Source organism: Stenotrophomonas sp. 59 (assembly GCF_030291095.1).
GTDB lineage: Bacteria > Pseudomonadota > Gammaproteobacteria > Xanthomonadales > Xanthomonadaceae > Stenotrophomonas > Stenotrophomonas maltophilia_Q.
Genome location: NZ_CP127408.1, coordinates 517,420 through 538,819, shown reverse-complemented (window position 1 = coordinate 538,819; position 21,400 = coordinate 517,420). Strand labels below are relative to the sequence as shown.

Annotated in this window: 26 protein-coding genes; 13 read left to right on the top strand and 13 right to left on the bottom strand. The window is 67.6% G+C overall.

Features of this window, described 5'->3' with window-relative positions; all coding sequences use genetic code 11:
* A complete protein-coding gene (locus QP552_RS02405; RefSeq protein ID WP_286074864.1) occupies window positions 1-792 on the bottom strand; it encodes a class I SAM-dependent methyltransferase in 792 nt (263 codons plus the stop codon).
* Window positions 789-1,718, bottom strand: coding sequence for a LysR family transcriptional regulator (locus QP552_RS02400; protein ID WP_197646747.1), 930 nt, complete (start codon window positions 1,716-1,718; stop codon window positions 789-791). The genes QP552_RS02405 and QP552_RS02400 overlap by 4 nt, the downstream gene beginning before the upstream one ends.
* 108 nt (window positions 1,719-1,826) lie before the next feature.
* Between QP552_RS02400 and QP552_RS02395 the strand changes: the two genes are divergently transcribed.
* Complete coding sequence (locus tag QP552_RS02395; RefSeq protein ID WP_106549774.1) at window positions 1,827-2,465, top strand: NAD(P)H-binding protein; 639 nt, start codon at window positions 1,827-1,829, stop codon at window positions 2,463-2,465.
* 91 nt (window positions 2,466-2,556) lie between these two features.
* Entirely contained in the window at window positions 2,557-3,468 is a 912-nt protein-coding gene (locus QP552_RS02390) for an MBL fold metallo-hydrolase (protein ID WP_286074863.1), read from the top strand.
* Window positions 3,469-3,786: 318 nt separating this feature from the next.
* Here the strand turns inward: QP552_RS02390 and dinB are convergent, their stop codons facing one another.
* Entirely contained in the window at window positions 3,787-4,875 is a 1,089-nt protein-coding gene (gene dinB / locus QP552_RS02385) for a DNA polymerase IV (RefSeq protein ID WP_049432292.1), read from the bottom strand.
* Between the two features lie 190 nt (window positions 4,876-5,065).
* Here dinB and fabA point away from each other — a divergent pair, with 190 nt between their 5' ends.
* Both fabA and fabB read left to right on the top strand, forming a co-directional pair.
* A complete protein-coding gene (gene fabA, locus QP552_RS02380) occupies window positions 5,066-5,581 on the top strand; it encodes a 3-hydroxyacyl-[acyl-carrier-protein] dehydratase FabA (protein ID WP_286074862.1) in 516 nt (171 codons plus the stop codon).
* The gene (gene fabB, locus QP552_RS02375) at window positions 5,581-6,789 is read left to right on the top strand and encodes a beta-ketoacyl-ACP synthase I (RefSeq protein WP_106549771.1); all 1,209 of its coding nucleotides are present in this window, start codon (window positions 5,581-5,583) and stop codon (window positions 6,787-6,789) included. Before fabA ends, fabB begins: the two co-directional genes overlap by 1 nt.
* 112 nt (window positions 6,790-6,901) lie before the next feature.
* Here fabB and QP552_RS02370 read toward each other — a convergent pair whose 3' ends face one another.
* The 3 genes from QP552_RS02370 to QP552_RS02360 are packed head-to-tail and all read right to left on the bottom strand — an operon-like array spanning window position 6,902 to window position 9,344.
* Entirely contained in the window at window positions 6,902-7,585 is a 684-nt protein-coding gene (locus QP552_RS02370; protein WP_106549770.1) for an HAD family phosphatase, read from the bottom strand.
* Window positions 7,582-8,283 (bottom strand): pseudouridine synthase, encoded by a 702-nt coding sequence (locus QP552_RS02365; protein ID WP_111112858.1) that lies wholly within the window; start codon window positions 8,281-8,283, stop codon window positions 7,582-7,584. The genes QP552_RS02370 and QP552_RS02365 overlap by 4 nt, the downstream gene beginning before the upstream one ends.
* Window positions 8,280-9,344 (bottom strand): class I SAM-dependent methyltransferase, encoded by a 1,065-nt coding sequence (locus QP552_RS02360; protein ID WP_286074861.1) that lies wholly within the window; start codon window positions 9,342-9,344, stop codon window positions 8,280-8,282. The genes QP552_RS02365 and QP552_RS02360 overlap by 4 nt, the downstream gene beginning before the upstream one ends.
* A gap of 157 nt (window positions 9,345-9,501) precedes the next feature.
* Here QP552_RS02360 and QP552_RS02355 point away from each other — a divergent pair, with 157 nt between their 5' ends.
* Window positions 9,502-9,765, top strand: a complete 264-nt coding sequence (locus tag QP552_RS02355; RefSeq protein ID WP_005407925.1) for a hypothetical protein — start codon at window positions 9,502-9,504, stop codon at window positions 9,763-9,765.
* A 49-nt stretch (window positions 9,766-9,814) separates the two neighbouring features.
* Here the strand turns inward: QP552_RS02355 and QP552_RS02350 are convergent, their stop codons facing one another.
* Together QP552_RS02350 and QP552_RS02345 are read right to left on the bottom strand one after the other, a co-directional pair.
* Entirely contained in the window at window positions 9,815-10,108 is a 294-nt protein-coding gene (locus QP552_RS02350) for a DUF3247 family protein (RefSeq protein ID WP_106549767.1), read from the bottom strand.
* Window positions 10,109-10,151: 43 nt separating this feature from the next.
* Window positions 10,152-12,140 (bottom strand): ATP-binding protein, encoded by a 1,989-nt coding sequence (locus QP552_RS02345; protein WP_286074860.1) that lies wholly within the window; start codon window positions 12,138-12,140, stop codon window positions 10,152-10,154.
* 243 nt (window positions 12,141-12,383) lie between these two features.
* Here QP552_RS02345 and QP552_RS02340 point away from each other — a divergent pair, with 243 nt between their 5' ends.
* A complete protein-coding gene (locus QP552_RS02340; protein WP_106549765.1) occupies window positions 12,384-12,950 on the top strand; it encodes a DUF3016 domain-containing protein in 567 nt (188 codons plus the stop codon).
* A gap of 310 nt (window positions 12,951-13,260) precedes the next feature.
* On the opposite strand, the gene alr is transcribed toward QP552_RS02340, so the two are convergent.
* Both alr and QP552_RS02330 read right to left on the bottom strand, forming a co-directional pair.
* The gene (gene alr, locus QP552_RS02335) at window positions 13,261-14,328 is read right to left on the bottom strand and encodes an alanine racemase (RefSeq protein ID WP_286074859.1); all 1,068 of its coding nucleotides are present in this window, start codon (window positions 14,326-14,328) and stop codon (window positions 13,261-13,263) included.
* Complete coding sequence (locus tag QP552_RS02330; RefSeq protein WP_099552571.1) at window positions 14,307-15,611, bottom strand: D-amino acid dehydrogenase; 1,305 nt, start codon at window positions 15,609-15,611, stop codon at window positions 14,307-14,309. The genes alr and QP552_RS02330 overlap by 22 nt, the downstream gene beginning before the upstream one ends.
* Before the next feature lie 149 nt (window positions 15,612-15,760).
* Here QP552_RS02330 and QP552_RS02325 point away from each other — a divergent pair, with 149 nt between their 5' ends.
* Complete coding sequence (locus QP552_RS02325) at window positions 15,761-16,240, top strand: winged helix-turn-helix transcriptional regulator (RefSeq protein WP_005407919.1); 480 nt, start codon at window positions 15,761-15,763, stop codon at window positions 16,238-16,240.
* A gap of 112 nt (window positions 16,241-16,352) precedes the next feature.
* Here QP552_RS02325 and QP552_RS02320 read toward each other — a convergent pair whose 3' ends face one another.
* Together QP552_RS02320 and QP552_RS02315 are read right to left on the bottom strand one after the other, a co-directional pair.
* Entirely contained in the window at window positions 16,353-16,532 is a 180-nt protein-coding gene (locus QP552_RS02320) for a lana protein (protein WP_106549763.1), read from the bottom strand.
* Between the two features lie 124 nt (window positions 16,533-16,656).
* On the bottom strand, window positions 16,657-17,028 hold the full coding sequence (locus tag QP552_RS02315) for a classical arabinogalactan protein 4 (protein WP_106549762.1): 372 nt from the start codon (window positions 17,026-17,028) through the stop codon (window positions 16,657-16,659).
* Window positions 17,029-17,168: 140 nt separating this feature from the next.
* Here QP552_RS02315 and msrB point away from each other — a divergent pair, with 140 nt between their 5' ends.
* The 5 genes from msrB (at window position 17,169) to QP552_RS02290 (ending at window position 20,411) form a co-directional block, all read left to right on the top strand.
* A complete protein-coding gene (msrB, locus tag QP552_RS02310; protein ID WP_286074858.1) occupies window positions 17,169-17,636 on the top strand; it encodes a peptide-methionine (R)-S-oxide reductase MsrB in 468 nt (155 codons plus the stop codon).
* A gap of 91 nt (window positions 17,637-17,727) precedes the next feature.
* Window positions 17,728-18,582: a flagellar motor stator protein MotA gene (motA, locus tag QP552_RS02305; RefSeq protein ID WP_005407915.1), complete on the top strand. Its 855-nt coding sequence runs from the start codon at window positions 17,728-17,730 to the stop codon at window positions 18,580-18,582.
* 3 nt (window positions 18,583-18,585) lie between these two features.
* Window positions 18,586-19,524: a flagellar motor protein MotB gene (motB, locus tag QP552_RS02300; RefSeq protein WP_106549761.1), complete on the top strand. Its 939-nt coding sequence runs from the start codon at window positions 18,586-18,588 to the stop codon at window positions 19,522-19,524.
* Between the two features lie 97 nt (window positions 19,525-19,621).
* A complete protein-coding gene (locus tag QP552_RS02295; protein WP_111112864.1) occupies window positions 19,622-20,122 on the top strand; it encodes a hypothetical protein in 501 nt (166 codons plus the stop codon).
* 13 nt (window positions 20,123-20,135) lie between these two features.
* Complete coding sequence (locus QP552_RS02290) at window positions 20,136-20,411, top strand: DUF4031 domain-containing protein (protein ID WP_106549759.1); 276 nt, start codon at window positions 20,136-20,138, stop codon at window positions 20,409-20,411.
* A 91-nt stretch (window positions 20,412-20,502) separates the two neighbouring features.
* Here QP552_RS02290 and QP552_RS02285 read toward each other — a convergent pair whose 3' ends face one another.
* Window positions 20,503-21,045, bottom strand: a complete 543-nt coding sequence (locus tag QP552_RS02285; protein WP_286074856.1) for a hypothetical protein — start codon at window positions 21,043-21,045, stop codon at window positions 20,503-20,505.
* Between the two features lie 90 nt (window positions 21,046-21,135).
* Here QP552_RS02285 and QP552_RS02280 point away from each other — a divergent pair, with 90 nt between their 5' ends.
* The gene (locus QP552_RS02280; RefSeq protein ID WP_012509930.1) at window positions 21,136-21,384 is read left to right on the top strand and encodes a DUF3297 family protein; all 249 of its coding nucleotides are present in this window, start codon (window positions 21,136-21,138) and stop codon (window positions 21,382-21,384) included.
* Window positions 21,385-21,400: the final 16 nt, after the last annotated feature.

The following is a 21,400-nucleotide window of genomic DNA, read 5'->3' as shown; positions in this document are numbered from 1 at the left end:
TCAACCGATCCGGCGCGCGCGCGTGGCCAGGAACGTGGGCAGGTAACGGTCGATCAGGAAGCGGGGCTGCGGCTGCCAGTCTTCCATGAAGCGATCGATGACGAAGCCGGCATCGAGCTGGCCACCGATCAGTTCGGTCAGGCTGTGGCCGAAGGTCAGCGCATCGCCCCGCGCCAGTTTCGCCTCGCGCTCGGACGGTGGCAGGTCTTCCAGATCCGAATAGGGAATGGCGTACTGCGGCCGGATCAGGCCCTGGGCATCCAGCTGCGGATCGCGCGCACCGACGAACAGCACCGGGTTGTAGAAGCTGGCCATCAGCATGCCGTCGCGCGCCAGCACGCGGCGGCATTCGGTCCACACCGGCCGGACGTCGGGCACGTACAGGTTGGAGATCGGGTGGAAGACCACATCGAAGCTGTCGTTGGCGAAGGCGTGCAGATCGCGCATGTCGCCCTGCACCGTGCGCAGGTGCAGTCCATCACGTGCCGCCACCCTGCGGTCCTGCTCGAGCTGGCCATCGGACAGATCGAACACGGTCACCTCCGCACCGGCCGCCGCCAGCACCGGTGCCTGCTGGCCACCGCCCGAGGCCAGGCACAGGATGCGGCGGCCGCGCACATCACCCAGCCAGTCCAGCGGCAGCGCGCGCGGGGTCAGGTGCACCTGCCAGCGGCCATCGCGCGCGGCGGCAATCGTTGAGCTTTCCACCGGGCGCGACCATTCGCGCACTTCGCTGGCCTGGCGGTCCCAGGCAGCACGGTTGTGGTCGATCAAGGCCTGTCCATGGTTCATGTGTTCTCCTTGCCCGGTGGGCGCCAATCCAGATCCTGGAAGGCCGGGCTGGCGAAACACTCGGCCAGGAAGTCCAGGAATCGCCGCATGATAGCGGGCTGCTGGCGCCGTGATGCGTACACGGCATGAATGCCGAGTTCGTCCAGACTGAACTCGGGCAACAACTCGATCAGCTCGCCACTACGCAGCAGCGGCGCCACCTGGTAGGTCGGCAGCATGGCGATGCCGGCACCGGCACGCACTGCTTCCAGCAACAGCGAGGCTTCGTTGGCGCTGATGTTGCCGCCCACCGCCACCGACAGCGAACGGCCATCGCGGTGCAGCTGCCACAGGCTCTTACCGACGTAGTGATGGGTCAGGCAGTTGTGCGCGGCCAGGTGTTCCGGTGCAGTCGGCGTACCGCGCGCCTGCAGGTAGGACGGCGTCGCGCACAGCACCGAGCGGCAGGTGGCCAGCCGCCGTGCAATCAGGCTGGGATCGATCTGGCGGGCGATGCGCACCGCAAGGTCCACCCGCTCTTCCACCAGGTTCACCATGCGGTCGACCAGCAGCAGTTCGATGCGCGCCGCCGGGTGGCGTGCGACGAAACCGGCCACCGCCCGCGCCAGGTGGCTCTGCCCGAACGACACGCTGGCGGTCACCCGCAGCGTGCCGTGCGGCTCGGGATCGTCGCTGGCCAACTCGCCCTGCAGTTCCTCGCCGATGGCCAGCATCTGCCGGAAGCGCGCCAGCGCCGCCTCGCCGGGGCCGGTCAGGCTGACCCGGCGCGTGGTCCGGTGCAGCAGGCGCGCGCCCAGCCAACCCTCGACCTCGGCCAGGTAGCGGGTGACCATCGCCCGCGACATGTCCAGCACCTCGGCGGCGGCGGTGAGGCTGCCGCGCTCGGCCACCTCGACGAATACGGTCATGGCGGTCAGTCGGTCCATATGCTCGATTCATGCAACAAACAAGCGCGTTATACGCTGTTTTTCGAGCGACTGCAGCGGCCTAGAGTGGCCCCGTTCCCACCCCACACCGCCCCACGGAGTCCTGCCATGAAGATCGCCCTCGTTGGTTCCACCGGCAACATCGGCCGCCAGATCGCCCGCCACGCGCTGGCCAACGGCCACGAACTCACCGTCATCGTGCGCAGCGCGCAGGACCTCCCGGCCGAACTGGCCGGCGCCCATCCGGTGATCGCCTCGCTGGATGACCAGGATGCCCTGGTCGCCGCCATCGCCGGCCACGACGTGCTGGCCAGTGCCTATGGCCCGCGTCCGGGCGATGACATCGGCCGCGTCGGCGAAGTGGCCGCGCAGCTGGCCGCCGCCGCCCGCAAGGCCGGTGTACCGCGCCTGGTGGTGGTGGGTGGCGCCGGCAGCCTGGAAGTCGCGCCGGGCGTGCAGCTGGTCGATACCCCCAACTTCCCGGAGGCCTACAAGCCGTACGCGCTGGCCCATCGTGAAGCCTTCAATCGCCTGCAGGCGGTGGACGACCTGGACTGGACCTTCTTCTCGCCGGCCGCCGAAATCGGCCCGGGCGAAGAGCGCGGCCAGTACCGCGTGCAGCCCAAGAGCTTCCTTGCCGACGCCAGCGGCCACAGTCGCATCAGCTACGCCGACTACGGCGCTGCGTTCGTCGCCGAGCTGGAAGCGCACCAGTACCCGAAGCAGATCATCACGGCAGCGTACTGATCGACGCCCGTGCCCTGTAGAGCCGAGCCCGCGCTCGGCTTTCCGTGAAAATGCAGCCGAGCATGGCTCGGCTCTACACAAGGAATTGCTCATGCGCACCGCTGCCCTGCTGCTTCCCCTCGCCCTGGCCGCCAGTTTCACCAGTGCTCCGCTGATGGCCGCATCGGCCACCGTCGCTCCGGCCGCCGCGACGAAATCCCAGCTGCACCTGCAGACCTTCCATCCCGGGCCACAGGCGATGTTCTCGGTGTCCTCGGTGCTGATCGAAGGCCGCCACGACGCGATCCTGGTCGACGCGCAGTTCGGCGCCAGCGACGCGCGCAAGCTGGTGGAGCTGATCCGCGCAAGTGGCAAGCAGCTGACCACGATCTACATCAGCCACGGCGATCCGGATTACTACTTCGGCCTGGCCACGCTGCAGGATGCGTTCCCGAAGGCGCGCATCGTCGCCACCGCGCAGACCGTTGCCCACATCCAGCAGACCCAGGCCGGCAAGCTGGCCTACTGGGGGCCAAAAATGGGTGCCGACGTGCCGGCACGCATCGTGGTGCCGCAGGTGCTGGATGGCGATGCCCTGCAGCTGGAAGGCCAGCGCCTGCCGCTGATCGGCCTGGATGGCCCGACCCCGGACCGCACGGTGCTGTGGGTGCCGTCGCTGCGCGCGATCGTCGGCGGCATTCCGGTGGTGGCCGGTGAACACGTGTGGATGGCCGATACGCAGACGCCGAAGTCGCATGCCGACTGGCTGCAGACCCTGCAGCGGCTGCAGGCGCTGAAGCCGAAGGTGGTGGTCCCGGGGCATTACGCGCCGGGTGCGGCGCTGGATACGAGTGCGCTGGCGTTCACGGCGGACTACATCCGCGCGTTCGATGCCGAGGCGGCCAAGGCCAAGGACAGTGCGGCGCTGGTGAAGGCGATGCAGGCGCGCTACCCGAAGCTGGCGGGCGTGGAGTCGCTGGAGTTGAGTGCGAAGGTGGCCAAGGGCGAGATGCAGTGGCCATGAGGTAGGGGGTCTTTTGCAGGGCTGCGCCCTGCACCTGCTCAATGCAACGGCAACAGCCGGAGCAACAGCAACAGCTGGCTATCCGTGGGATGGCGAGGTGGGTCCGGTTGCGGGGGACGCCGTAAACCCATCCCTGGGGGCTTGGCCGCGGCATCCATGCCGCGGACACCCCCGCAACCGGACCCACCCCGCCTTCGACGGTTCTCTGCGATCTGTCTGGATGGCATGTCTCCGCAACCTGTCTGGATGGAATGACCTGCTCTTGGTGGGTGTCGACCTTGGTCGACACGTAGATCGACGCCATGCGTGGATGAACGATCAGGGGGGATCGGTCTGGGTGTGCTCGAACAGTTCCCCCTGCACCACCGGCTCCTTTTCGCGGAAGCCACCCAGGCCGACGCCGACTAGGCGGTAACGCGTCTCGGCCGGCAGATCCACCCTCGCGCGCAGCGACAGGGCGATGTCACGCAGCTCCTCCATCGATTCCGGCGGGCGCTCCGGGGTGAAGCTGCGGGTGAGGATGCGGAACTGCGCGGTCTTCAGTTTCAGTACCACGGTGTGGCCGATGCGCTCGGTCTTGCGCGTGGCGTTCCAGGTCTTCCCGGCCAGCTGCACGATCGCCTCGGTCAGGTCTTCCAGCAGCAGGTCTTCGGCGAAGGTGTCCTCCGAGGAAATCGACTGCACCTGCTGGTCCGGCTCCACCGGCCGCTCGTCGATGCCGCGTGCGCGGTTGTACAGGCTGCGCCCGAAGCTGCCGAATGCTTCTTCCAGGTCGATCAGCGCCCACTGCCGCAGATCACCGCAGGTGACGATGCCGCGCGCAGCCAGCTTGCCTTCCATGACCTTGCCGACGCCGGGCACCCGGTTCACCGGCAGCGGTGCCAGGAACGCATCCACGCGCTGAGGCGGAATCACGAACTGGCCATCAGGCTTGCGCCAGTCCGAGGCGATCTTCGCCAGGAACTTGTTCGGCGCGATCCCGGCTGAAGCAGTCAGGTTCGTTTCCTCGCGGATCTGCGCGCGGATGGTGCGGGCGATGTCGGTGGCCAGTTCGATGCCACTCTTCGGCTCGGTCACGTCCAGGTAGGCCTCGTCCAGCGACAACGGCTCGACCAGGTCGGTATGGCGGAGGAAGATCGCGCGTACCTGCTGTGACACCGCCTTGTAACGCGTGAAGTCCGGCGGCACGAAGATCGCATCCGGGCACAGGCGCTCGGCACGCACGGCAGGCATCGCCGAACGCACGCCGAACACGCGCGCCTCGTAGGACGCCGCACACACCACCGAGCGGGCACCACGCCATGCCACGACCACCGGCTTGCCGCGCAGTGACGGATCGTCGCGCTGCTCCACCGACGCGTAGAACGCGTCCATGTCAACGTGGATGATCTTGCGCAGTCGGGTCATGTCAGGTGGAAAAGGCGGGGGCGGGCCGGGCGGGCCACACGCCGAAGTATGGTCGTTGCACATCAACAGGATGCGCGTATTCCCTTGAAAACACTACGGTTGCGTACGGTTGAAATGTTTGATCGGCGCAGTTTCCACGGGCATTCTCCGGCACTTGTTTCCCTGTTCTTCGCTTCCAGGATTGTGCTTCATGACCCGTCTCCACGCGTTCAACCGCGAACAGCTGCTGGCCAGCGCACGCGGTGAACTGTTCGGCACCGCCGCCGGCCGTCTGCCCAACGACCCGATGCTGATGTTCGACCGCATCACCGAAATCCGCGAGGACGGCGGACCGCATGGCAAAGGCATGGTACGCGCCGAACTGGATATCCGCCCGGACCTGTGGTTCTTCGGCTGCCACTTCATCGGCGACCCGGTGATGCCCGGCTGCCTGGGCCTGGATGCCATGTGGCAGCTGACCGGCTTCTTCCTGACCTGGCTGGGCGCCCCCGGCAAGGGCCGCGCGCTGGGCTGTGGCGAGGTGAAGTTCACCGGCCAGGTGCTGCCGGAGGCCAAGCTCGTGCGCTACGAGATCGACATCAGCCGCGTCATCAACCGCAAGCTGGTGATGGCCCAGTCCGATGCCCGCATGTACGTGGATGACCGCGAAATCTACAGCGCGCGCGACCTGCGCGTCGGCCTGTTCACTGAAACCGGGAGCTTCTGATGCGTCGCGTCGTCATCACCGGCATGGGCATCACGTCCTGCCTCGGCAATGATCTGGATACTGTTTCGGCCGCGCTGCGAGAAGGGCGCTCCGGCATCACCGCACTGGCCGACCATGCCGAGGCCGGCCTGCGCAGCCAGATCGGCGGCCGCGTCGACCTCGACCTGGACGCGCTGATCGACCGCAAGCAGAAGCGCTTCATGAGCGATGCGGCGGCCTTCGCCTATCTGGCCATGCGCGATGCCATCGCCGATGCCGGGCTCAGCGCCGAGCAGGTCAGCAGCCTGCGCACCGGCCTGATCGCCGGTTCCGGTGGCGGCTCCAGCGAATGGCAGATCGGCGCGGTCGATCTGCTGCGCGAGCGTGGCGTGCGCAAGGTCGGCCCGTACATGGTGCCGCGCACGATGTGCTCGACCGTCTCGGCCTGCCTGGCCACGGCCTACCAGATCAAGGGCGTCAGCTACTCGCTGTCGGCCGCCTGCGCGACGTCAGCGCACTGCATCGGCGCCGCAGCGGACATGATCCGCCATGGCGCGCAGGACATCATGTTCGCCGGTGGCGGTGAAGACCTGCACTGGTCGATGAGCGTGATGTTCGACGCGATGGGCGCACTGTCGACCAGCTTCAACGAGACCCCGGCCAGCGCTTCGCGTCCGTACGACAAGGACCGCGACGGCTTCGTCATCGCCGGTGGCGGCGGCATGCTGGTGCTGGAAGACTACGACCACGCCGTAGCCCGCGGCGCGCACATCCATGCCGAGCTGATCGGCTATGGCGTCACCTCCGACGGTGCCGACATGGTTGCTCCGTCCGGTGAAGGCGCGGTGCGCTGCATGAAGATGGCGCTGCAGGGCGTCGATCGCCCGCTGGACTACCTCAACACCCACGGCACCTCGACACCGCTGGGCGATGTCACCGAGCTCAACGCGATCCGCGAAGTGTTCGGCGACGCGGTACCGCCGCTGTCGTCGACCAAGGCACTGTCCGGCCACTCGCTGGGCGCGGCCAGCGTGCATGAGGCGATCTACTGCCTGCTGATGATGCGCGACGGCTTCGTCGCCGGTTCGGCCAACATCGGCGAGCTGGACCCGAAGGTGGAGAGCTTCCCGATCCTGCGCGAAAGCCGCGAGCAGCAGCTGGATACGGTGATGTCCAACAGCTTCGGCTTCGGTGGCACCAACGCCGCGCTGGTGTTCGGGCGGGTGTGATGGGGACAGGTGTGCCGACCAAGGTTGGCACCCACCAGGGCAGTAATGAGTGCCAACCTAGGTTGGCACCTACCCAAGGAAAGCGTGCCGACCAACGGTCGGCACCTACCGGTTATTTCGGCAACAACGGCAGCAGCAGCGCGTGCGCATCCACCAGCGAGCCGACAATGCGGTGGCCGAGGGCACGCAACTCTTCATCCGGATGCACCAGGTCGGGTACCTGGATCACGGTCATTCCGGCGGCCAGCGCCGCACGCGTACCGGCCGGAGAGTCTTCCAGCGCCAGGCACCGCTCAGGCGCCTGCCCCAGCCGCTGTGCCGCCAGCAGGTAGATGTCCGGCGCCGGCTTCGGCCGCGCCACGTCACCACTGGTGATCACCGCATCGAAGTACGGCAGCAGGCCGGCGGCGGCCAGCTTGCGGTTGGCGCGCGGCTGCCGCGTGGTGGTCGCCACCGCGCGCGGAACCGCATGCGCCTTCAGCAGTTCAAGCAGCTCCAGGATGCCCGGCCGCAAGGGCAGGCCGGTCTGCGTGCGTGCTTCATACAGCTCGTGGCAGCGCGCGGCCACCGCCTCGATCACGCTGTCCTCGATGCCCTGCGCACGCAGCAGCGCGTGCGTGTCGCGATCACCGAGGCCGACCATGCGCAGGAACACCGTTTCATCCAGGCCCAGTCCGAACTCGTCGGCGGCCTGGCTCCAGCAGGCCAGCGAGACCCGCTCGCTGTCGATCATCAGGCCGTCCATGTCGAAGATGACGGCATCGGGGAGGAACGGCAGCGCAGCGATGGTGGTCATGGAGCGAACAGCGTATCCAGATCGGTGGAAGTGAGCTGCCGCCATTGCCCTTCGTCCAGCCCCTGCAGGTCCAGCCCGCCAACGCGGCTGCGATGCAGGGCCTGCACGTGGTTGCCGGTGGCGGCGAACATGCGGCGTACCTGATGGTAGCGGCCTTCGTGCAGCACCAGGCGCGCGCGACGCGCATCCAGCACCTCCAGTTCAGCCGGCAGCAGGGGCGTCTTCTCGGACTCCAGCATCAGCGTGCCGCTGGCGAACAGCGCGACCTCGTCGCCGCGCAGGTCGTCGCTCAGCTCCACCTCGTAGACCTTGGGCAGCTTCGACTTCGGCGAGATGATCCGGTGCAGCAGGCCACCGTCGTCGGTCAGCAGCAGCAGGCCACTGGTCTCGCGGTCGAGGCGGCCGACCGTGGACAGCACCGGATCGCGGTCGCGGAAACGCGGCGGCAGCAAATCGTAGATCAGGCGGCCGGTGTCCTTGGTCGAGCAGGTGTAGCCGGCCGGCTTGTGCAGCGCGATCGACAACCCGGCCGGCGGGTCCAGCGGCTCGCCGTCAACGCGGATGGCCTCGTGCGGCACCTGGTCGTCGGCGTACAGTACCTCGCCGTCAGCGTCGGTGACGCGTCCCTCGCGGAACATCCACTGCACCTGCTTGCGGCTGCCGTAGCCCAGGTTGGCGATGTGCTTGACCAGCTTCATCGGCCCTTGCCCTTCACTGCTTCGACCAGCTTGAAGCCATCGCGCTCGGCGACCACGCGCACCGCGCCGAAGCTGTCGTTGAGGGTGTGCTCGTACGGCAGATGGCGGTTGGCCACCACGTACAGGCGCCCGCCCGGGCGCAGCGCCTGCGCGGCCACGGCGATGAAGCGCTGGCCGATGTCCGGGCGATCGGCACGCGACGGCGTATGGAACGGCGGATTGCTGATGATGACGTCGTAGCCCGGCTCGATGCCGGCGGTGACGTCCTGCCACAGGAAGCGCAGCGGCAGCGGGCGCGGCGGCGGCGCCAGGTTCAGCTCGGCGAGCGCCAACGCGCGCCGCTCGGCCTCGTACAGGTCCAGCGCGGTGATCTTCGGGCAACGCTCCAGCAGCTCGCGCGACAGGTAGCCGTAGCCCGCGCCGAGGTCGGCTGCACGCCCGGCCAGGTCGGCCGGCAGATGCTCGGCCAGCAGCGCCGACGCCGGATCGATGCGGTCCCAGGCGAACACGCCCGGGCGGCTGAGGAAACGGCCCCCGACAATCGGGCGCACCGCATCCAGCGCCGACCAGCGCTTGGCCAGGTCGGCATCGTGCTGGCCCTGCAGCGGGGCGGTCCAGTACACGCGGCAATGGTTCTTGGTCAGGCTGCCACCGAGGCCGGCCAACTGCTTGAGGTCGCCCTCGCCCGAGCGCGCGCCTTCGTTGTTGGACTGGCAGGCGACGATGCGACCGCCGTCGGCGACCAGCGCCAGCGCGCGGGCGAACAGTGCACGGGCTTCTTCGCGCTGGCGCGGCGGCAGCACCAGCACCAGCGGGTAGCGGCCCTTGCCCGCGGCATCGTCCAGCTGGCCGCTGACGGTCCAGCCCGCAGCCTGCTGCAGCGGCTGCGCGAACGGGGCAAAACTCTGCTCGCAGTGCACCTCGCGGTTGCCAGCGGCCTCGCGCAACGGCCAGCCGTCGCGGGCACGCAGGAAGGCCACCGGACCCTCCGGCCAGCGCAGGGCACCTTGGGAGAACGGCAGGAACAGGGTCTGCAGGGGGGCGTCGTCGCTGGAGGCCATCGGCGCGGGTACTTCAAGCGTGAGGGCCGTCCATTGTACCGGCTTGGCCGGGCCGGCCCCGCCAGGCCGCTTTGCGAAACCCGAACGGGGCCTTGATCCGCCAGCAACATTGGAACGTTCAGGGTAGAGGCTCCCCCGGAAACCCAGGAGAACCTGCATGCGAGCCTTGTTCGTCGGTGGCGTGGTCGACAACAGTGAAATGGACCTGGAAGGCAGCCATCCGCCCGTGCACTACCCCGAGGATACCGGCGGCGGCCACTCACGCTACCGGCTGCACCAGGTCGGCCATGGCGCCGACGGCAGCGTGGCCTACGCGGTGTATGGTGCGCCGGACCTGGCCGACGACGAGGTGGCGCGGGTCGCGGAGGAACGGGCCTATGCGCGGCGGTTCGAGGCGACGCCGACGTTGTTCGAGCATTGAGCGTGATGGATCGGCGTGCGGTCGCCGGGCGTGGCCCGGCGCTACCGGATTACGCGATCCTGGGCGGCAACCTGCGGATGCTGGCGATCTCGTCCAGCCAGACATGGTGCTGCTGCACCGGCGTGTCGTAGTCGTCCAGCCTCAGCTGGCCGTTGCTGCCTTCATCGCCGGCGTCGTTGCGGTACTGCTGCACGGTCGGCTTCACCGCCACCGTGCCGAGCAGGCGCCGGCCATCGTGCAGGGTCAGTTCCACCTGCGTTTCGCCTTCCAGCTGCGGCAGCAGGGCTTCCAGGCGCGCGATCTGCGCCGGGCCGGTATGGATGCGGGGAGCTATGCGGGACATCGGCGACCTCCTGCCTGCAGGGTCGCCGATCGGCCGTGAATGCTCAGTGCAGCGCGCTGTCGGCGCGCGGTACCTGCACCTTGCGCACGGCGGACACCAGCTGCGCCACCGAGTACGGCTTGGCGACATGCTCCTGGAAGCCCGACGCCAACGCACGGCGGCGGTCATCGGCACGCGCCAGCGCGGTCACCGCCACCGCAGGCAACATCGCGGCATCCACGCCCATGTCCTCGCGCAGCGTGCGCACCAGCCCGTAGCCATCCATGCCCGGCATGCCGATGTCGGTCAGCATCACGTGGTACTGCAGATGGCCGGTGTCGGCCAGCAGTGCCAGCGCCTCGCCGGCCGAACTGGCCGCCGATACGCTGGCGCCCTGCTCTTCCAGCATGCGCCGCAGGTATTCCAGCACCTCCGGCTGGTCTTCCACCGCCAGCACATGCATGCCCCGCAGCGGATACGGCTCGACGATCACCGGCTCCAGGATCGGCCCGCTGATGACTTCGCGCAGCGGCCGGCGCTCGGCATCCGGCAGGTGCTGGGGCAGGCGCACGGTGAACGTGGCGCCGTGGCCATGGCCTTCGCTGGCGGCGGCAACGGTGCCGCCGTGCAGTTCGACCAGCTGCTGCACGATCGCCAGGCCCAGGCCGAGGCCGCCATGGCGGCGCGTGGTGGTGCCATCGGCCTGGCGGAAGCGGCTGAACAGGTGGTTGAGGAACTCCGGTGCGATGCCATCACCGGTATCGCGCACCGTAATCACCCAGTGGTTGCCGTCGGCCTGCAGCTGCACGTCGATGCGGCCTTCGGCCGGGGTGAACTTGATTGCGTTCGACAGCAGGTTCCAGAACACCTGCTGCAGGCGGGTGGCATCGCCGAGCACGGGGCTTGGCTGCTCGGGCAACTGCAGGTGCACGTCCAGCGCCTTGCCCTCGGCCACCAGTTCCTGCGCACCGATGGCTTCGCCAAGCAGCGTGCGCAGGTCCAGCACTTCCACCTCCAGCTGTACCTTGCCCAGCAGCATGCTGCTGAGGTCGAGCATGTCCGAGATCAGCCGCTTCTGCGCGCCGGCGCTGTTGGCGATCACGTTCAGGCCCTTGTACAGCGGGCTGGTGTTGTCCACCCGCTGCAGCAGCAGTTCGCTCCAACCGAGGATGGTGGTCAGCGGCGTGCGCAGCTCGTGCGACAGCGTGGCCAGGAATTCGTCCTTCAGCCGCGCCATGTTCTCGGCGGCACTGCGTGCGGCGCGCTCGGACTGCAGCAGTTCCTCGCGTGCCAGTTCGATCTCGCGGCGCTCGGTCACGTCCGGACTGCTGCCGGCCAGGCCGATGAAGCGGCCCATGCGCGAGAAGCGCGGGCGCGCGTTCATCTCCAGCCAGCGCCACTGGCCATCGGCGCGCCGCGCGCGTACCAGCGCATGCATCGAACGCTGCGCCTTCAGTGCTTCCTGCAGCTCGTACTCGAATACGGACGCATCGTCCGGGTGCACCAGGCCGCGCCAGACATCCTCCGGAACGCGGGTTTCGTCGCCACCGAAGAACTCGCTGAAGGCGCTGTTGACGAAGCGGGCGTGGCCGCGCTCGTCGAGCACCCATACCGGCATCGGCAGGCCATCGGCCAGTGCGCTGAAGCGGGCTTCGCTTTCGCCCAGCTCCACTTCCATCTGCTTGCGCGCGGTGATGTCGAAGAACAGGATGCCGACCTTGTCTTCTCCCGGCCGTCCCACGCGCACCGCGTCAACCGCGAACGAGCGGCCCAGCGCACGCGCTTCCATTTCGAACTGCGCCGGCCGGCCGCTGCGTGCGACCTCGCCGTAGATGCGGAACCAGTCCTGCTCGTGGTGCGGCTCCAGCGCCGTCATGCGCTGCCCCCGGGCATCCTTCAGGCCGGTATGGCGCTCGAACGCGTCGTTGACCTCGATGAAACGGTAGTCCACCGCGCGGTCACCCTCGAACAGCACCTGGATCACGCAGAAACCGGCGTTGATGCGCTCAAGCACGCCATGATGCAGGTCGGGTTCGGGCGCCGGCACCATCATCGGTGGGCGCTCCACTAGGGGCGGCAGTGTGGACAAGGGCGTCTGGACGGGCCGGATTGGAGGCACAGCATCTTCCAGAGAGCGTATTCACAGCGTCAAGCGCCGTCAGTCAGGGTTGACGACGATGAATTGGCGGCAACCGCTCTTGCGCATGACGCATTCGGCCATTGCCGTTGCCCGGGAGCGGGATCACACTCGATCCGTGAACACTATCGCCCCCCTCAGGGGATGCAGGAGACCGTCATGAACCGCTCACTTGCTACCGCCCTTCTGCTGGCCGGTGCCCTCCTGGCAGGCGGCGCCAATGCTGCGCCACGCGCGGTGACCGATCCGGAAGCCCCGCGCGCGCTGCAGGCCGATGGCCCGGTCAGCGTGAAGTGGGACGATCCGGCCAAATTCACCGAGATCCGCCAGAGCAGCAACCGCTTCGAGGCCGAACGCGGCGACTGGGTCCAGCAGCTGGCGCGCTACGTGCAGACCACCGCCGCCAAACCATTGCAACCGGGGCAGACCCTGGATGTGACCCTGGTCGACATCAAGCGAGCCGGTGACTACGAGCCGTGGCATGGCCCGCGCGGGCGCGACATCCGCATCATGCGCGACATCTACCCACCGCGGATCACCCTGCAGTACACGTTGAAGGACGCCAGCGGCCGCATCGTCAGTGAAGGTGACGCACGCCTGAGTGATACCGGCTACCTGCACAACGTTGGGCTGAAGAGCGAAAGTGATCCGCTGCGCTACGAGAAGCGCCTGATCGATGACTGGGTCAAGCGCCAGCTGGCCAGCCAGGCGACCGCCGCGCGGTAGGCCGATCGGTAGGTGTCGACCTTGGTCGACACGCATTCACGGCGCCGACCAAGGTCGGCGGCTACCAGAGCCGAGCGCGGCGACCAGCGCCAGGCGACTGCCGCGCGGTAGGCCCATCGGTAGGTGTCGACCTTGGTCGACACGCATTCACGGCGCCGACCAAGGTCGGCAGCTACCAGAGCCGAGCGCGGCGACCAGCGCCAGGCGACCGCCGCGCGGTAGGCCCATCGGTAGGTGTCGACCTTGGTCGACACGCATTCACGGCGCCGACCAAGGTCGGCGGCTACCAGAGCCGAGCCTGGGCTCGGCTCTACACGTACACCTTGGCCACGCGCTTGACCGCGCAGGGCAGCTGGTAAGCACTCACGCCACAGCGCGGTGCCAGCTCGGACAGCGTCGGTGCACTGCCCCACAGCTCCACCACGCTGCCGATACCGGCCTGCGGATGCGCGGTCAGGTCCACGGTCAGCATGTCCATCGACACGCGGCCGATCAGCGCACCGGGCTGGCCGTCGATCAGCACGGGCGTGCCGTTTGGCGCGAACTGCGGGTAACCATCGGCGTAACCCAGCGCGACCACGCCAACGCGCGTGCGTGCCTTCGAGACAAAGCGGGCGCCATAGCCGACCGGCTCACCCGCCTCGATCCAACGCTCGGCGATCACCTTGGACTGCATCGTCATCACCGGGCGCAGGCGCGCGGTGATCTCCGAAGCATCCGGCAGCGGGTTGGCGCCGTACAGCATCAGGCCCGGGCGTACCCAGTCACTGCGTACATCCGGCCAGCCCAGCAGCGCCGGCGAATTGCACACGCTGGTCTCGCCGTCCAGGCCGTCGATGGCCCGCGCGAAGGTCGCGGCCTGTTCGTGGGTGCGCTCGCTGTCCAGCTCGTCGGCACGTGCCAGGTGGGTCATCAGCACGATGCGCTCGACCTGCGGCAGCGCAGACAGGCGCGCGTGCGCCGCGCGGAAGCTGTCCACGTCCAGGCCGAGGCGATGCATGCCGCTGTCCAGCTTCAGCCACACCGTCAGCGGGCGCGGGCTGTCGAAGGCGGCGACGGCCTCCAGCTGCCACGGCGAACCAACGGCGAACCAGAAATCATGCTCGGCCACCAGCGTCATGTCGCTGGGTTCGAAGATGCCTTCCAGCAGCAGGATCGGCGCGCGGATGCCGGCCTGGCGCAGTTCCAGCGCTTCTTCGATGGTGGCCACGCCGAAGCCATCGGCCTCGTCTTCCAGCGCCTGTGCACAGCGCACCGCGCCATGGCCATAGGCATCGGCCTTGATGATCGCCAGGGCCTTGCCACCGCCCAGTTCACGGGCGAGCCGGTAGTTGCTGCGCAGAGCGCCCAGATCGATCAGCGCGCGGGCAGGACGCATGTGCGGTTCTCGTGTTGCGGCGCGTGACCGTACTGGCCGTAGCGGAAAATATCCAGACCTTCGGTGCTGATCTGCGGCTGGCGCGCGCTCATCAGGTCGGCCAGGTAGCGGCCCGAGCCGCAGGCCATGGTCCAGCCCAGCGTACCGTGGCCGGTGTTGAGGTACAGGTTGCGGAACGGCGTGGCGCCGATCACCGGCGTGCCGTCCGGCGTGGCCGGGCGCAGGCCGGTCCAGAACTGCGCGCGCGACAGGTCGCCGCCCTTCGGGTACAAGTCGCTGACCACCAGTTCCAGGGTCTCGCGGCGGCGCTGCGACAGCGACAGGTCGAAGCCGGCCACTTCGGCCATGCCACCGACGCGGATGCGGTCGTCGAAGCGGGTCACCGCCACCTTGTAGCTTTCATCGAGGATGGTCGAGGTCGGTGCCATCGCCGGGTCGGTGATCGGCAGGGTCAGCGAATAGCCCTTCAGCGGGTACACCGGCAGGCGCATGCCCAGCGGTGCGACCAGCGCCGGCGAATAGCTGCCGAGCGCAACCACGAAGCGGTCGGCGGTTTCCAGCTTGCCGTCGATGCGCACGCCGGTGATGCGGTCGCCGTCGAACTCCAGGCCGGTGATGTCCTGGTCGAAACGGAACTCGACGCCGGCGTCCACGCACATCTGCGCCAGGCGGCGGGTGAACAGCTGGCAGTCACCGGTCTGGTCACGCGGCAGGCGCAGCGCGCCGACCAGGCCATCAACGTGGGCCAGGGCCGGTTCGGCCTGGATGATGCCGGCACGGTCCAGAACCTCGTACGGCACGCCGTACTGGGCCAGGATCTCGATGTCCTGCGCCGAGGCATCCAGCTGCTGCTGGGTGCGGAACAACTGGGTCGTGCCCAGGTCGCGGCCTTCGAATTCGATGCCGATCTGCGCGCGCAGTTCATTCAGGCAGTCGCGGCTGTACTCGGACATGCGCACCATGCGCGCCTTGTTGATCGCGTAGCGCTCGTGGGTGCAGTTGCGCAGCATCTGCCACAGCCAGCGGTACTGGGCCAGGTCCATACCCGGGCGGATCGCCAGCGGCGCGTGCTTCTCGAACAGCCAGCCGATCGCCTTCTTCGGCACGCCCGGCGCCGCCCACGGCGAGGTATAGCCGAACGACAGCTGGCCGGCATTGGCGAAGCTGGTCTCCAGCGCCGGGCCGGGCTGGCGGTCGATGACCGTGACTTCAAACCCGGCCTGTCGCAGGTACCAGGCACTGGTGGTGCCGATCACGCCGCTGCCGAGAACTAGGACTCGCATGGGACTTCTCCAACCCGATCATTCCCTGCACTGGAGCGTGCCGGGACCACAATTGGGGAAGTATAGACAGCCGATACCAGTTGATTTGCCTGATTTGCGATAGACCGGCAGGATGTTCTCCTGCAATTCATTCCCCAAGGTTGACGGCCATGGCCACCCGTACCCGCGAACTGGACAAGATCGACCGCAAGATCCTGCGCATCCTGCAGGCCGAAGGCCGCATCTCCTTCACCGAACTGGGTGAGCGGGTCGGCCTGTCCACCACCCCATGCACCGAGCGCGTACGCCGGCTGGAGCGCGAGGGGGTGATCACCGGTTACCACGCCCACCTGGACCCTGCGGCGGTGAAGGCCAGCCTGCTGGTGTTCGTGGAGATCAGCCTGGCCTACAAGTCCGGCGACATCTTCGAGGAATTCCGGCGCGCGGCCCTGAAGCTGCCCAACGTGCTGGAGTGCCACCTGGTGTCGGGCGACTTCGATTACCTGCTGAAGGCGCGGATCAGCGAGATGGCCTCCTACCGCAAGCTGCTCGGCAGCACGTTGCTGACGCTGCCGCACGTACGTGAGTCGAAGAGCTACATCGTGATGGAAGAGGTGAAGGAAACGCTCAGCCTGCCAATTCCGGACTGAGGCCGCTGCGGGGGTGGGGTCAGAGCCCGCTGTGCGGGATCCGACCCCGATCAGGAATCGGCAAGGGGGTCGGATCCCGTGCAACGGGCTCTGACCCCGACCATGGCGACCGTCAGCGCTGCTGCGGATGCTTCTGCGAGCGCTGCTCCTGCTGCCTGCCGCCCTTGTGCGACTGCTGCGGCTCCATCTGTTGCTGCTGTTGCTGCTGTTGCGGGTTGCGGCCCTGCGGTTCCTTGCCGGGATGACGGTTCTGCTGGTTTTTCATGATCGCGATCCAGTGGACGAAGGACATGCGGCGGCGGAATGCCGGCGCAGGGCCACGTTGGTCCCGGAACGGTTAATCGCAGGCGAAAAAGCAGTGATCGGCAGGATGTTGTTTTCGGAGGTTCAGCTGCGCCGCCGGGCGTAGCGCGGCCTTACCGGATCTGCTGGCCGTCGCCCTGCGGCACGCTGTCGAGATAGCGCCCGGTGCGCGAATCGAACACGCGGTTGGGACCGGCCGGGCGCACGCCGGGAATGATGCGACCGTTGCGGTCATAGACCTTGTCGGCCGGCTTCGGTACCGGCGTCGGCGCGACCTGGGCCGGCCCCGTGGACTTGATCGGCTGCGCCGGCTGCGGCGAGGGCAGTACCTGCGGCTGCGGGCGCGCGGCCTGTGGCGGCGGTGCCACCGGGGTGGGCGCCACGGTGGTGCTGCTGCGGGTGGCGGTCGGATCGCCGGTCGGCACCTGGGCCAGCGCCAACGCAGGCAGCAGGGCGATAAGCAGCAGGGGAAGGGGCGATTTCATGGCACGCTCCGGCGTGGATCGTCTTCACCATGCGCCACCCCCTGTGTGCCGCCCATGAACGGCCATCACACTTGCAAGGTCGCGCCATCACCCCCACGTCTGCCTGCATCCACAGGCCATCGACCCCACGGAGCGCCGCCATGACTGCCTTCGATCTGACGCCCCCCACCGCCACCCAGACCGAGGCGCTGGTCGCCGGCCTCAGCAGCGAGGAGCGCCGCGTGCTGCTGCAGCACGGCACCGAAGCACCGTTCTGCGGGGTGTTCCTCGACAACAAGCGCGAGGGCGTCTACTGCTGCCGGTTGTGTGCACTGCCGCTGTTCCGCTCCAGTACCAAGTTCGATTCCGGCACTGGCTGGCCCAGCTTCTTTGCCCCGTTCGATCCGGCGCACGTGCGCGAGATCCGCGATACCAGCCACGGCATGGTGCGCACCGAGATCACCTGTGCGCGCTGCGGCAGCCATCTCGGCCACGTATTCCCGGACGGTCCGCCGCCCACCTACGAGCGCCACTGCCTGAACTCCGTCTCACTTTCGTTCACCGGCAATGGCGAGCCCTGGCCCGATCCACTGCAGCGTGGCGGTGCCGAGGCCAGCGTGGCGGGCTGAAATACCCCGCTGACCGATTTCACAGAATTCCCTCTTCAGAAAACCAGGCGACGGGCCGACAAGGAGATATCCCCTCTCCTTGCGTCGCGCCATGCTCATCATCGTTGGATTCCTGGTCGTCATCATCAGCGTGATCGGGGGCTACCTCGGTGCCCACGGCCGCCTGGGTGCCCTCTGGCAACCCTACGAACTGGTCATCATCGGCGGCGCCGCACTCGGCGCCTTCCTGGTCGGCACCCCCGCCAAGACGGTCAAGCAGACCCTGCAGGCGATGGTGGGCGTGTTCAAGGGCCCACGTTACAAGCAGCAGGACTACATCGATGTGCTCAGCCTGCTCTATGAGCTGCTGAACAAGGCGCGCCGCGAAGGCTTCATGGCACTGGAAGACCATGTCGAGCGCCCAGCCGAGAGCGCGCTGTTCGGCAACTACCCCAAGGTGCAGGCCGACCACCACCTGATCGACTTCATCACCGACTGCCTGCGCCTGATGATCGGCAGCAACATCGAGCCGCACGAGCTGGAACCGCTGCTGGAACTGGAGCTGGAAAAGCACCACGCCGAAGCCATGGCGCCGTCGCAGGTGCTGACCAAGGTCGCCGACGGACTGCCCGGTTTCGGCATCGTGGCGGCGGTGCTGGGCATCGTCATCACCATGGGCTCGATCGGCGGCGACATCGTCGAAGTGGGCGGCCACGTGGCCGGTGCGCTGGTCGGTACCTTCCTTGGAATCCTGCTGGGCTACGGTTTCGTCGGCCCGATGGCAGCGGCAATGGAAGCCCGCGCCGAACAGGACAGCCGCATCTACGAATCGGTGAAGACCGCCCTGCTGGCCTGCCTGCGCGGCTACAACCCGAAGATCGCGCTGGAATTCGCCCGCAAGACGCTGCCGTCGAACGTGCGCCCGGCCTTCTCCGATTTCGAGCAGCACCTGAAGACGGTCAAGTAAGCCATGGCCGAGAACAAGCCCACCGTCATCGTCCGCCGGGTCAAGAAGGCCGGCCACGCCGCCCATCACGGCGGTTCGTGGAAGGTGGCCTACGCCGACTTCGTGACCGCGATGATGGCCTTCTTCCTGGTGCTGTGGCTGATGGCCACCACCAACAAGAACGACCGTGCCGCCATTTCCGAGTACTTCCGCAACCCCAGCCCGCTGAGTGGCCAGAACGCCACGCCGGCGCCCGGCATGGCCGGCCCGGGCGGCGCCAGTACTTCGATGATCAAGCTGGGCGGTGCCACCGACATCTCGCGTGGCAACAGCAACGATCCCTTCCAGAACCAGAAGGAAGCCGTGCCACAGCCGGTGGACCAGCAGCAGCGCGACAAGCAGCAGCTGGAACAGCTGATGAAGGAGCTGCAGGAAGCGATCAGCAAGAGCCAGGCGCTGGAACCGTTCAAGGACCAGCTGCTGCTGGACCTGACCCCGGAGGGCCTGCGCATCCAGATCGTGGACAAGCAGAACCGGCCGATGTTCGACCTTGGCAGTGCCACGCTGAAGCCGTACACGCAGCAGATCCTGCACGAGCTGGCCGAGTACCTGAACCATGTGCCGAACCGGATCAGCCTGACCGGCCACACCGACATCACCGCCTATTCCGCCGCACGCGGCTACGGCAACTGGGAACTGAGCGCCGACCGTGCCAATGCCGCACGCCGCGCGCTGATCGATGGCGGCCTGGATGACAGCAAGATCACCCGCGTGGTCGGCCTGTCCTCGTCCGTGCTGTTCGACAAGGCCGACCCGCAGAACCCGATCAACCGCCGCATCAGCATCGTAGTGATGACCAAGGCCGCCGAGGAGGCCGCCCTGGCCGGTGCCGGCCCGCAGGTGGGGCTGTCGGCGCCGACCGTCGACCCGGATGTGCAGGCCGCGCAGGGTGAGGCGCACTGAACCGGGGTCAGATCCCTTTCCAGTGGAAAGGGATCTGACCCCACCTGCGCGCGGCCGCTACAATGGCGGTCTTTCCGTTTCCAGGTGACCCCACCCCATGTCCCAGAACTCCAAGGCCAAGCGCGACAAGCGCAAGAAGCAGCAGGCCAAGCGCCCGTTCCTGCGCCTGAACGCCCAGCAGCAGGTGCAGAACCATGCCGTGCTGACCAACGAAGACGGCCAGGTGGTCGCCGCCATCGGCCTGCAGGGCCGTGAGTGGCTGCTGGCCATCGGCGGCCAGACCATGGGCAACGCCGAGAACCCGGTGCCGATGCTGGCCATGCTCAAGCACCTGTCCAACGTGCAGGAAAAGGAAGGCCGCAAGGTCAACCTGGAATACTCCGAGCTGCTGCAGAAGCTGCTGGACACCCTGGCCGAAGAGTCCGGCCAGACCGCCGACGAGTACCTGGACAAGCTGGTCGCCGAGTTCGAAGGCGTCGACGCTGCTGAAGGCGAGGAAGGCGAAGCCGCCGAGGCCGCCGAAGGTGACGTGGTTGAAGCTGCTGCCGATGCCGAGGCCGCCCCGGCCGCTGACAGCGACAGCAAGCCGCAGGCCTGAACCGGCTACGGCGGTGACGGTCTACGTCGATGACGCGGTGCATCCCTGGCGCGGACAGCGCTGGGCGCACCTGATGGCCGACACCCTGCCCGAGCTGCACGCCATGGCGGCGCAGCTCGGCATTCCACCGCGGGCCTTCCAGAACAAGGCCAGCGGTGCCCACTACGATGTCACTGCCGAGCTGCGCGCACAGGCGATCGCGCTCGGTGCACGGGCCATTTCCCGGCACACCGACCGCGGCCTGGTCAAAGCGGTGATCGCCAACGCCCGGGCGCAGTACCGGCCGTAGTGCGTGGTGTGCTCGCCGGGCATGGCCCGGCGCTACCACGGGCTGACGGAACAGGTAGCGCCGGGCCATGCCCGGCGGGTCGGATCATCGATCAGAACGGGTCGCTGCCCAGCCGGATTTCCACGTTCAGCAGCGAGCACAGCGCCAGCATCGCGTCGTCGTCGCGGGTCAGCGCCATCACCCCGGTGAAGCCGTCGCTGCCGGCATCCACGCTCCACAGCGTGTAGTTGTGCTCGCGCAGGCGGTCGAAGGCGGTGGACATCAGCTGCACGCCGTCCAGGCCTTGGGCGAAGTCCTCGTCGTCCAGGTCGCCGCCCCAGTCCAGCTGCAGGTTGAAGCGCGCCGACAGCTCGTTCACCGCCGACTGCAGCGATTCCAGGTCATCACGTTCAACCTCGAAACCGGACTGCCAGGCAATGGCCGTGAACAGGGCCGGCAGCCAGTCGCTGTCCGCTTCCAGCGGCTGCCCGTCCTCGGCCAGATGCTCGCGCCAGCGGTTGAACTGCTGCAGGGCCAGTTCCTCGTCGCCCGGATTGATCAGCACCAGCAGGTTCCAGACCCGCGCCTCGAAGCCATCTTCGTCGAAGTCGTGGATGTCTTCCTCGAAGTCGAAATAGTCGCTGTTGTCGGGCATGGCGGAACTTCCTCTGGGGCAGGCCGGCATTCTACGGTTTATCCTGTGCCGCTGAAGCCGGCCTTGGTGGCCGTCACTGTGAATGAAGCGATGAGCGATACCCCTCCCGACCACCTGGCGATCAACCCGGCCAGCCCCTTCCATGATGCGCAGGCGCTGGAGCGCGGCGTCGGCGTGCGTTTCAACGACGTCGAGCGCGACAACGTCGAGGAATACTCGGTCAGCGAAGGCTGGATCCGTGTGCAGGCCGGCAAGGCCCGCGACCGCCGCGGCAACCCGATGACCATCAAGGTCAAGGGCAAGGTCGAGGCGTATTTCCTGGAAACGAAGCCGGAGTAAGGGCTGAAAGGTGTGC